12 protein-coding genes and 1 riboswitch are annotated in these 11,268 nt (G+C 36.7%); all 12 genes read left to right on the top strand.

Annotation, left to right across the window (positions count from 1 at the left end; all coding sequences use genetic code 11):
* Nucleotides 1-170: 170 nt before the first annotated feature.
* Entirely contained in the window at nucleotides 171-572 is a 402-nt protein-coding gene (locus tag CJ191_RS02965) for a reductase (protein ID WP_070469048.1), read from the top strand.
* 15 nt (nucleotides 573-587) lie between these two features.
* Complete coding sequence (locus tag CJ191_RS02960; protein ID WP_070469047.1) at nucleotides 588-1,343, top strand: segregation/condensation protein A; 756 nt, start codon at nucleotides 588-590, stop codon at nucleotides 1,341-1,343.
* Nucleotides 1,340-1,954 (top strand): SMC-Scp complex subunit ScpB, encoded by a 615-nt coding sequence (gene scpB / locus CJ191_RS02955; RefSeq protein WP_070469045.1) that lies wholly within the window; start codon nucleotides 1,340-1,342, stop codon nucleotides 1,952-1,954. Before CJ191_RS02960 ends, scpB begins: the two co-directional genes overlap by 4 nt.
* A gap of 24 nt (nucleotides 1,955-1,978) precedes the next feature.
* Nucleotides 1,979-2,701 carry a pseudouridine synthase gene (locus tag CJ191_RS02950; protein WP_070469043.1) on the top strand — a complete coding sequence of 241 codons (723 nt, stop codon included), beginning with the start codon at nucleotides 1,979-1,981 and terminating at the stop codon, nucleotides 2,699-2,701.
* A gap of 62 nt (nucleotides 2,702-2,763) precedes the next feature.
* Nucleotides 2,764-2,882: riboswitch (FMN riboswitch) on the top strand.
* A gap of 105 nt (nucleotides 2,883-2,987) precedes the next feature.
* A complete protein-coding gene (locus CJ191_RS02945) occupies nucleotides 2,988-3,608 on the top strand; it encodes an ECF transporter S component (protein ID WP_070469042.1) in 621 nt (206 codons plus the stop codon).
* Nucleotides 3,609-3,700: 92 nt separating this feature from the next.
* A complete protein-coding gene (locus CJ191_RS02940) occupies nucleotides 3,701-4,777 on the top strand; it encodes a helix-turn-helix domain-containing protein (protein WP_070469041.1) in 1,077 nt (358 codons plus the stop codon).
* Entirely contained in the window at nucleotides 4,752-6,233 is a 1,482-nt protein-coding gene (locus CJ191_RS02935; RefSeq protein WP_102198961.1) for a RecQ family ATP-dependent DNA helicase, read from the top strand. Before CJ191_RS02940 ends, CJ191_RS02935 begins: the two co-directional genes overlap by 26 nt.
* Nucleotides 6,234-6,329: 96 nt before the next feature.
* Entirely contained in the window at nucleotides 6,330-7,118 is a 789-nt protein-coding gene (locus CJ191_RS02930) for a LysM peptidoglycan-binding domain-containing protein (RefSeq protein WP_070469035.1), read from the top strand.
* A 26-nt stretch (nucleotides 7,119-7,144) separates the two neighbouring features.
* Nucleotides 7,145-7,825 carry a (d)CMP kinase gene (gene cmk, locus CJ191_RS02925; RefSeq protein WP_102198960.1) on the top strand — a complete coding sequence of 227 codons (681 nt, stop codon included), beginning with the start codon at nucleotides 7,145-7,147 and terminating at the stop codon, nucleotides 7,823-7,825.
* A 223-nt stretch (nucleotides 7,826-8,048) separates the two neighbouring features.
* Nucleotides 8,049-9,323, top strand: coding sequence for a 30S ribosomal protein S1 (gene rpsA, locus CJ191_RS02920; protein ID WP_374754465.1), 1,275 nt, complete (start codon nucleotides 8,049-8,051; stop codon nucleotides 9,321-9,323).
* Nucleotides 9,324-9,420: 97 nt separating this feature from the next.
* On the top strand, nucleotides 9,421-10,731 hold the full coding sequence (gene der, locus CJ191_RS02915; protein ID WP_070469029.1) for a ribosome biogenesis GTPase Der: 1,311 nt from the start codon (nucleotides 9,421-9,423) through the stop codon (nucleotides 10,729-10,731).
* Between the two features lie 162 nt (nucleotides 10,732-10,893).
* Complete coding sequence (locus CJ191_RS02910; RefSeq protein ID WP_016897591.1) at nucleotides 10,894-11,169, top strand: HU family DNA-binding protein; 276 nt, start codon at nucleotides 10,894-10,896, stop codon at nucleotides 11,167-11,169.
* Nucleotides 11,170-11,268 lie beyond the last annotated feature (99 nt).

The raw sequence follows: 11,268 nt of genomic DNA, 5'->3' as shown, positions 1-11,268 counted from the left end.
GCCAGGTCTGGTTGGCCTGGCTATATTCGATTTATTGGTTGCATTAAATGACGAACACAATCTTTAAAAGAAGCTATTTTAGTAGAGAAAAAATTGCCTTGACTAGAGATCTATGCTAATGTACTCTTACACATACTTTGTTATTAAGCAAAAGTAAAAGGAGGGCAAAAATGTTAGTGCCTTATATAGGAAGATACGAGAAAGTCGTAATGGGCCTATTATCCTACATCCCTGAATTTAAAGAGTTTTCTGAACTTAAAGAAGAGATGAATAAAATAGATCAGCATGAGCGTAAGATTTATTTATGGAAAGATGCTGATTCAGATAATATTATCGGATTAGTGGGATTTGATCAACATGATGATACAGATACTTTAGTTGTGCGTTATTTATCCATCAATCCTTCTTTTAGAGAAGAAGGACTTACTTATGATATACTGACGGCATTAAAAAAAGAGTATCCCGTTTATTCCCTTACTGGAGTAATTTCTCTATCAACAATTTTGTCAAAATGGACAAAGCGTCGCCAAGAGGAATCTGATAATAATCAAGAACACACTACCCAAGTCTAGGAGATAAGTGTCAATATGAACGAGCAAACAAATGGATTAACACTAGATCTAGCGGCCTTTGAGGGGCCGCTAGATTTACTATTACACTTAATTAAAGATTTAAAAGTGGATATTTTCGATATTCCAATTAATTTAGTTACAGACCAATATTTAGCCTATATTCATACTTATGAAGCGCTATCTCTGGATGTTGCTTCAGAATATTTGGTGATGGCCGCTACATTACTGGAAATTAAAACGCAAATGATGTTACCTAAAACACCTAAAGAGGTTGTTGAAGAAGAGGAAGATCCACGCGATTCTTTGGTAGAACAATTACTAGCTTTCCAACAATATCAAGAGATATCTCATATATTAGCGGATAAACAGGCTGAAAGATCTTTAGAATACACCAAGCAACCAACTGATTTATCAGCATATCAAGCTAAAATACCGATGACTGGACGCCAACTAACGCCGGATGACTTATACAGAGCTATTCAAAAAATGGCCTTCCGATTAAAGAATCAACAACCGATCCAAACAACGATTGCGGGAGAACTTTACTCAGTAAGTGCTGCAATGGCTGATATCCGTGAAGCCTTTGTCTCGTCAAACCGAAATGTTTTAATGTTCCAAGATACTGTTTTTATTGGTAAAATTCACTCACGAAGTCAAATTGTCAGCTTGTTTCTAGCAATTTTAGAATTAGTGAAGTCAAATGAGTTATACTTATACCAAGAAAACTTAAGGGCAGATATTCAATTGATTAGACGGGAGGAAAGTGAATGAATGCAGTCGCTGCGATAGAAAGTTTACTTTTCGTAGCAGGTGAAGACGGTATTGCTGTGGATGAACTTGCGAATTTACTGGAAATAAAGTCAGAATGGGCCTTATATTATGTGATGGTATTGAGAAATCGTCTGCAACACGATCCGCAATCGGGTTTGAGAATTACAGTGATTAATGAACGGGTCCAATTGGTGACAAAAGCGACATATGGTGATGTAGTGAAGAAATATGCGGTGTCTCCTTTCGCTACAAAACTATCACAAGCAGCCTTAGAAACGTTAGCGATTATTGCCTACCAACAACCGGTGACAAGGATGACAATTGATGATATCCGGGGCGTTCAATCGTCAAACATGATCCATAAATTGCTAGAGCGAGATTTAATTATGGAAACGGGTCGACAAGATTCACCGGGGAGACCAATCATATATGAGGTGACATCTTACTTTTACCAATACTTTGGATTAGAGTCTTTAAACGACTTGCCAGACATCCATAATTTAGTGTTAGATGGGTCTGTAGATGAAGAAACCCTTTTTAAAATAGATGAGCATGGCGAACCCATGCAAAAGGAATTCAACCAAATAACAAAAGACGAGCCAACAGAATAGGTCACCAATAGGAGTTATTGAATAATGGAAAGATTACAGAAAGTGATGGCACACGCAGGAGTTGCCTCTAGACGAGAATCAGAGAAATTAATTACGGCGGGACGCGTCAAAGTTAATGGACAAGTTGTTAGAGAATTAGGAAAAAAAGTGTCAAATTCTGATCGTATTGAAGTAGACGAGGTACCTATTTATAAAGAAGAGCCAGTTTACTATGTATTTTATAAACCAACTGGCGTGATTTCTGCTGTAAAAGATGATAAAGGGCGTAAAGTTGTGACAGACTTTTTTCCAGATGTCGAACAGCGTATTTATCCGGTAGGACGATTAGACTACAATACATCCGGTTTACTGTTGTTAACCAATGACGGTGAATTTGCGAATACTTTAATGCACCCGCGTTACGAGATTAATAAAGTTTATGTGGCAAAAGTTGAGGGGATTATTACTGGAGAAGAGCGTAAGCAATTAGAACGTGGCGTTGAAATTGATGGTGGTAAAACAGCACCTGCACAAGCTAAAATTCTTTCTGTTGATAAGGATAAAAAAACAACAATTATTGAGGTGATTATCCACGAAGGACGTAATCGCCAAGTCCGTAAGATGCTTGAAGCAGTAGGACACCCCGTTACTAAATTAAAACGCGAACGCTACGGATTTTTAGATCTTAAAGGCTTAAAACCAGGAGATAGTAGAATTTTATTGAAGCATGAAATCGAAGAGCTATTAACGATTGCTAAGAAGAAATAAGCAATATACTTGAAATAAGTAAGATACTTGCTATAATAAGAGTAGTAAGAAAATAAATTTGAAGCAATCTTCAGGGCAGGGTGAAATTCCCGATCGGCGGTAAAGTCCGCGACTCCCATTTTGGGACTGATCTAGTGAAATTCTAGAACCGACTGTAAAGTCAGGATGGAAGAAGATGGGCGAACAAAGGCTGTTTGTCTATACTCTTTTTACCTTGAAGGTGGAAAGAGTTTTTTATTTCCACTTTTGAGTGCCGACCCATGAAGTAGAAAAGGAGAGCATTTATATGGGAAAGAATCACACTAAGGAAATAGTATTGGTTGCAATTGTTGGGGCATTATCATTTATTTTGATGTTTATTGGTTTTCCAATCATCCCAGCGTTACCCTATTTAAAGGTAGACTTTTCATTGGTGCCAATCTTACTTGTTGCTTTTATTTCGGGACCCAAAAAAGCTACTGCAGCTGGCTTAATTGCAAATGGCTTACATTATATTTACACTGGTGGTGAGATGGGTATTCCAATAGGAGACGCTACTGCCTTTATCGCTACTATAGCCTATATCTTACCGATATACTATCTATTAAAAGATCAAATGGTAACAGTATATTCAGGTAGAAAGTCAGCTAAAGAAATGAACTTTGCAAAAACGATTGCCGCATATTTATCAGCTACTCTTTCTTTAACGATTGTGATGACTATCTTAAACTACTTCGTGATTACGCCATTCTACATGCAAGTAATGAACTTCGATGTAGGTAATATGCAAACATATATCCTAGCGGGTATTATCCCATTCAATCTGATCAAAGGCGTATTGGTTTCACTATTGGCACACTTTGTTTTAGTTCAAAGTTTACCAACTTTAGTCAGTCGATTTGGAACGCTCGAATATTCACACCGTTGAAAATGAAGATAGACTCATTTTTTGCTATAATAGAGACCAAAGGATAAATAACAAACGCAAAAATATTATATAGGAATGTTGGAGGGGTAGAATTGGATACTTTATTAATGGCGATTGCTTTTAAGGTCCAAGCCCTCCCTCAAAATTCTGTATACCAAGTGTTGATTGGCAAGCGAACTGCTACAACACTTTTTTTTGCTTTTTCGAATCATTTAACCGCTTATTTGGGGCTGTACCCTAAACTTCAAAAAAATGTCTGGCTATCCTATACTCAAAATGTAGAAGACTATATTTCAATAGAGGCAATTTTTCGGCAAGATAACCATTCAGAGTTTATGGAGTTAATTTTTGATAAAATATTACCCAGTCGAAATGGTCTAATTATTGCAAATCATCATCATAAACACCATCTAGCCTTTAAATTATTGTTGCAAGTATTATCCAATCACCTAGCTGAAAATTCACATTATAGTCCAATTGTTCAAGATTTAGATATACAACAATTTATCAAAAGTTTTGTATTAATGATAAAAAGAGAAAATGCTGATAAAGCTGATTTAACAGCCATAGGTCATAGCCTCCACCAGCAATTAATCAAGGACCTTACCGATTTTCCCAACCAGGCAGCCTTGTTATTCCTTGAGCAGTTTGAGGGCGCTCAATTACCAGCACAAACCCTTGAACAAGCTGCTGAAAATCATCAGCTTTCTAAACGTGCAGTTGTCATTACACAACAAGCTGTGTTGGACCAACTCTATCAGAATTGGCTGAGTGGGGAGACTTTAGAGGATACCACTCATTGGCTTCAAGTATTCACCAGAGGACTTTTTAACCAGTTTCCAATTTGGAACCAAACAACACAAGAAACTTTGGATATGTTCAATCAAGGGAACAGCTTGGAACAAATTGCGTTTAAAAGAGGATTGAAACTCTCTACAATTACAGAACATATCATCGAGATATCTTTGAGTAATCCCAAAATCATCGAACCATTGGTAGTTGAGTTACTTGACTTAAAGGATATTGGCATTTTAATAACAACTAAACCAGATGTAACCTATGAAGGCTTTAAGGATAGATTTGGAGAAAAAGCGTATTGGTTATATCGCTATTGGCATATTGTGTACCAGAAAGGAGATCATCATGATCGATTGGCATCAACGTCTTAAAGAAATGACAGGTTATCAGGCTTTTAAGCCAGGACAATTGACAAGTTTAGAGGCCTTAGAGTGTCAAGAAAATGTGATCGCTATCTTACCAACTGGTGGTGGCAAATCCTTAATTTATCAAATACATCAATATCATGAAAAGGGTGTTACACTAATTATTTCGCCACTGATATCCTTGATGCAAGATCAAGTAAGTCAGTTGCAACAAATGGGATTAGGTAGAGGTATTGCCATAAATTCTACCTACAACCGTCAAGAACAAGAGTATATCTTAAATCATCTATCTGACTATCAATTCTTGTTTCTTTCACCCGAAATGCTGCTTAAAGAACCAGTGATGCATGCAATTCAACAAATGTATATTCACTTGTTGGTCATTGATGAGGCGCATTGTATTTCTCAATGGGGTTATGATTTCAGGCCACAATATACTGAATTAAAAAGTGTACGTCAGCGCTTAAACTATCCTAAAACATTGGCTTTATCAGCAACAGCTAACCAGACAGCATTAGCTGATATTCAATCATACTTATTTGAAGCATATGAATCTGTTCAACTCATTAAAGAATCAGTAGATCGTCCCAATATTTTTTATTTGTTTGATGAAATCGAATCGGATGAAGTAAGAATACATAAACTACAAGACTGGTTAGATATGCTACCTAAACCAGGTATCGTTTATGTGCATCATAAAAGTGAGTTAGAAGAACTTAACCAATGGATGAAAGATCATACAGATTTGCGGGTAGCTTCTTATCATGGGGATAAAAGCCTAGAAGACCGGCATATTATTCAAAGCCAATTTCTTCAAGGTGAATTAGACGTTGTTTTTGCTACATCCGCTTTTGGCATGGGGATTAATCATAGTCATATCCGGTTTGTTTTACATTATCATTTGCCTAAAAATATGGCTGATTTTATTCAAGAAGTAGGACGGGCAGGTCGGGATCAAAAGCAGTCAGTCTCAATCGTCTTATATGACAAAAGAGAGGCAGCTAGACTACAACAAATGCGACGATTATTAGAGGACGAGGCTGATTTATTAGATGAGTTATTAGTCCAATTGTTTAACGGGGACTTACCACAACAACAGATAGGTCAATATGCAGAGAGTATAGGAGCCATGTTGTATTTTTATGGCCATCATTTCTCTGATTACCAATCGGCTAAAGTACATGCAGAAAAATTGCGAAATGAACGACTTCAACAAATTTATCAAATGCTAGATTTAATGAATAATGAACATTGCTATCGGGATTTTCTCTTGCGTCAGTCTGATGCGTCAACTGCTGAAAAAAATCAATTATGTTGCAGTAATTGCCAGCCGAATTATAGAAATAATAGTGTTTGGCAAAAGTTAATAGATTTGCCAAATCGAGTAGCTACTAACAAGAAGCAAGTAAACGAAGATTTTCAACAAATGTGGACCCAGCGTTTGCAAGCATTATTATCTTGAAAACGCTGTATAAAGTTTTATTAAATTCACTAAAGAAATACTGACATAAAAGGGGGTTCATGGTACAATTCTTGGTGTTGAGAAAGGGGTATATGGATGAAATTCTGGGATAAGTTGACTAAAAAAAATCAAGATAAAACAGAAGTAAATATTGAACAAAAATCTGAACAAGGTAGTTCGGTGTCTTCTGAACAAACTCCCCCTACAAGTGATGACTTTCAGAATCAAGGGTTTGGCGAATTTGAAAATTTGAAAAATCAAAAGTACACAAGAACGGCTCGTAATAAGAAAAATAATCAAGATACAGTATCAACAACTTCAAAAGTTATCGCCTTCTTACTTTTTGTGATGATTGTTGTGCCTTTTTTATTGATTGCCTATATGAAAAATGAAGATAAGGTACCTGAACCTGAATCAACTGAACAAGTGATGATTTCGAAAACACAAAATATTGAATCCATCTCAAAAGCGAGTGAGTCAGCATCCATTTCAGCATCTGAATCAGTTTCTGCGTCAATCGCTGCATCTGAAAGTGCAGTAGCCGCTTCAGAATCAGAATCTGCCCGTCTAGCATCTGAACAAGAATCATCAAGTATCGCTGCTAGTATAGCGGAGTCAAATGCTGCAGTAGCGGCTTCAGAAGCAGCAGCGCAAAGTGCTGCTGAATCTGCATCAATTGCAGAGTCACAAGCAATAGCGGAGCAAGAATCAATTGCTGCTTCAGAAAGTGCTTCGACTTCAACAGGTACTTATACTGTTCAAGCAGGAGATAACTTATACCGTATCGCTGTAAACAATGGCATGACCTTAGATGAATTACTTGAATTGAATGGTTTACAACAGGGTTCTAGTATTGGACCAGGAACCGTTCTACGTGTGAATTAATATAGAATGAAAGAGTGGTGGACAGATTGTCTAAAGCAATTCAAGTTGCAATCGATGGACCGGCATCATCTGGTAAGAGTACAATTGCTAAAAAAATTGCTAAAAAGTTAGCTTATGTTTATTTAGATACAGGAGCTATGTATCGTGCAGTCACTTTATTAGCCTTAGAAAACAACATCGCGGCTGAAGATGTAGAGAAATTAAAAGTACTAGCAGAAGCTAGTGAAATTACCTTTGAACCTACCAAAGATGGTCAACGTGTACTGGTAAACGGGTTAGATCAGTCTGCAGAGATACGTACTGATCGTATCTCTAAACAAGTATCAAAATACGCTGCAGTGTCAGAAGTTCGTCAGGTTTTAGTTGAAAAACAAAGAGCTTATACACAAAACGGTCAGGGCGTTGTGATGGATGGGCGCGATATTGGAACAGTCGTATTGCCAGATGCAGAAGTAAAGATATTCCTGACTGCTTCTGCTGAGGAACGTGGCCGTCGCCGCTTTTTAGAAAACCAAGAAAAAGGTTATTCGGATATGAATTTAGTTGATTTAATTGAGGATATAAAACGTCGTGATTTATATGACACAACAAGAGAAGATAGTCCGTTAGTACCAGCAGATAATGCGGTAATGCTTGATTCATCTGGCTTAACGATTGAAGAGGTAGAGGATAAGATTCTAGCCGAAATTCAGCAAGCAATAGCATAAATAAACTTGCAAAAATAACAACAATCACAAAATGAGGCAAAACTCAAGAGAATTTTGCCTCGTTTTGTTGTCTTTGAGGAATAAATGTTGAATATATTTTAAATAAATGATACAATAGTAATTGATCATTGGCTTAGTGCGAATGAGGTAGTACACTTAGGAGAGGATTTAAAGTATGTCAAACGAATTTGAACAAAATCAAAATAATGAAGAGATTCCATCAATGGAAGAGATTCCATCAATGGAAGAGATTCCATCAATGGAAGAGATTCTAGCTGAATCAGTAGAAGTAAAAATTGGAGATACTGTTACAGGTGAAGTATTATCAATCGACGATAATCAAGTAATTGTTGGTATCGAAGGTGCAGGTGTTGAAGGGGTTATTCCTTTCAAAGAATTATCTGCTCAACCAATTGACTCAATTGAAGAAGTTGCTAAAGTTGGCGACACTTTAGAGTTAGTTGTAATTAAACAAATCAAAGAAAAAGAAAATGGTTCATTCTTACTTTCTCGCCGTCGTATCGAAGCGAAAAAAGTATGGGCTGAATTAGAAGTTAAAGCTGAAAACGGTGAAACAATCACTGTTCCAGTTAAGAGCGTAGTTAAAGGTGGATTAGTTGTTGATGCGGGTGTCCGTGGTTTCATCCCAGCTTCAATGGTTGAAGACTTTTTCGTTGACGATTTCTCTCCATACAAAGGCCAAGAATTAGAAGTTAAAATTGTTGAAATTGAACCTAGCGAAAACCGTTTAATTCTTTCTCACAAAGAAATTGCTGCTGAAAAACGCATTGCTGAACGTGCAGAAAAATTAAACTCATTCCAAGAAGGCGATAAAGTAACAGGTACAGTAGCACGCTTGGCTAACTTCGGTGCATTTATTGACTTAGGTGGTATCGATGGTTTAGTACACATCTCTCAAATCGCTCAAGCACACGTTAACCATCCTTCAGATGTATTAAGCGAAGGACAAGAAGTTGAAGTATTAGTGCTTTCAGTAGATGAAGAACGTGGACGTATTTCATTATCTATTAAAGCTTTACAACCTGGACCATGGGAAAATATTGAAGAAAAAGCACCTAAAGGTGCAGAATTAGAAGGTACTGTACGTCGTTTAGTTGACTTCGGTGCATTCGTTGAAGTATTCCCAGGTGTTGAAGGTTTAGTTCACATTTCTCAAATTTCTCATGACCATATTGCTACACCAGCTGAGAAGTTAACAGAAGGTCAAGCTATCCAAGTTAAAGTTTTAGACGTTGATGCTGAAAACGAACGTTTATCACTATCTATTAAAGCCTTAGAAGAAGCACCAGAAGTTGATGCATCTGCACAGTCTGCTGCACCTCGCGAAGAAAAACGTCAAAACAAACCTCGTAAACAAAACAACAACCGTCGTAACAATGCTTCTCAAGCATCATCAGACGATGAATCAGGTTTCACATTTGGTGATTTATTAGGTGACCAATTGAAAAACTTCGATTTCGGCGACGATAATGAATAATAATTATTAATAAACCATAAGTTTGGTTTGATGGTAGGTTGGGGAAACTCGCCTACCTTTTTTATTTAAATGTTTGCTATTGAAAGGGGGCAAAACGATGTCTAATTTAACAATTGCAATTGTCGGTAGACCAAATGTGGGTAAATCTACTATTTTTAACCGTATAGTTGGTGATCGAATTTCAATTGTCCAAGATGAACCTGGCGTTACCCGTGATAGAATTTATGCGCAAGGAGAATGGTTAGGTAAACAATTAAATGTGATTGATACAGGTGGTATAGAATTTAATGACCAAGATTTCATGACACAAATTCGCTTGCAAGCTGAAATTGCAATGGAAGAAGCAGATGTCATTATTATGATGACGAATGTCCGTGAAGGTGTAACAAAGACCGATTCTCAGATTGCGAGTATGTTACGTAAAACAGATAAACCTGTTGTTTTAGCAGTGAATAAGGTGGATAATCCAGAACAAAGAGCTGAAATTTACGATTTTTATTCATTAGGGTTAGGGGATCCATATCCAATTTCTGGCTCTCATGGCCTAGGAATCGGTGATATATTAGAAGAAGTATTCCATTTGGCGCCTGATGATATTGAAAATGATGATGATGACGATACAATTTCCTTTGCTTTAATTGGTCGTCCAAACGTTGGTAAATCATCATTAGTAAATGCAATTTTAGGTGAAAATCGTGTAATTGTATCGAATGTTGCAGGTACAACTCGTGATGCAATTGATACCAGTTTTGAAGATGAGGGGCAAGTCTTTAAAATTATTGATACTGCAGGTATCCGTAAACGTGGTAAGGTCTATGAAGCAACTGAAAAATACTCTGTAATGCGAGCTATGCGCGCTATAGAAAGAGCACAGGTATGTTTAGTTGTCTTGAATGCTGAAGAAGGTATTCGTGATCAAGATAAGACAATTGCAGGATACGCGCATGAAGCGGGTCGTGGTATTATGATTGTTGTGAATAAATGGGATACCATTGAAAAAGATCATCATACGATGAAGAAATTTACAGATGATATTCGTCGTGAATTCCAATTTATTGATTATGCACCAATTATTTTTGTGTCTGCAGAAACTAAACAGCGTTTAACCCAGTTACCGGAGATGATTGCTCATGTCTATGGCAACTTTAATCGCCGTGTACAATCTTCATTATTAAATGAGGTATTAGTCGATGCAATTCGTATTAATCCAGCACCTTCTGATAAAGGTAGAAAATTACGTATTTACTATCTGACACAAGTAAAAACTTCACCTCCAACTTTTGTCGCTTTTGTGAATGATGAAGAATTGATGCACTTCTCATATGAGCGCTTTCTTTCAAATCAAATCAGAAAATCATTTGATTTCTTAGGGACACCTATTCAAATCATAACAAGAAATAGAAAATAACGAAAAAGGTGCAAAATCCTATTATTTTATGCCAAAAACGTTGTTATATAGCGGTTTGTATGGTATTCTATAAAAGGATTATCCGAGAGACATTTCGATTATCCCGTATATTTATCTTAGAATAAATATATCCGAAAGAATTTCGGAGGAGGTGAAATTAGAATGGCAAATAAAGCAGAATTAGTACAAAATGTTGCAAATGCAGTAGGTGATTCTAAAAAAAGTGTAGCACCGGTTGTAGATGCAGTTTTCGAACAAATCGAAGCATTTCTAGCTGACGGCGAAAAAGTTCAATTAATCGGTTTTGGTAGCTTTGAAGTTCGTGATCGTGCAGCGCGTAAAGGTCGCAACCCTCAAACAGGCGATGAAATTGAAATTCCTGCAAGCAAAGTACCAGCTTTCAAACCTGGTAAAGCATTAAAAGATGCAGTTAAATAGAAACAATCTATAATCGTTGATATATCAAGGTATATCAGCGGTTATTTTTTTGTTTTAGTCAAAAAGAAGCAGAAAAGAAGCGATTATTTTATTTAAAGT

Origin of the sequence: Aerococcus viridans, assembly GCF_002871935.1 — a bacterium.
In the GTDB taxonomy this organism is placed as follows: Bacteria; Bacillota; Bacilli; order Lactobacillales; family Aerococcaceae; genus Aerococcus; species Aerococcus viridans_B.
Note: the sequence above shows the minus strand (reverse complement) of the source record. Positions and strands in the feature narration are given on the sequence as shown.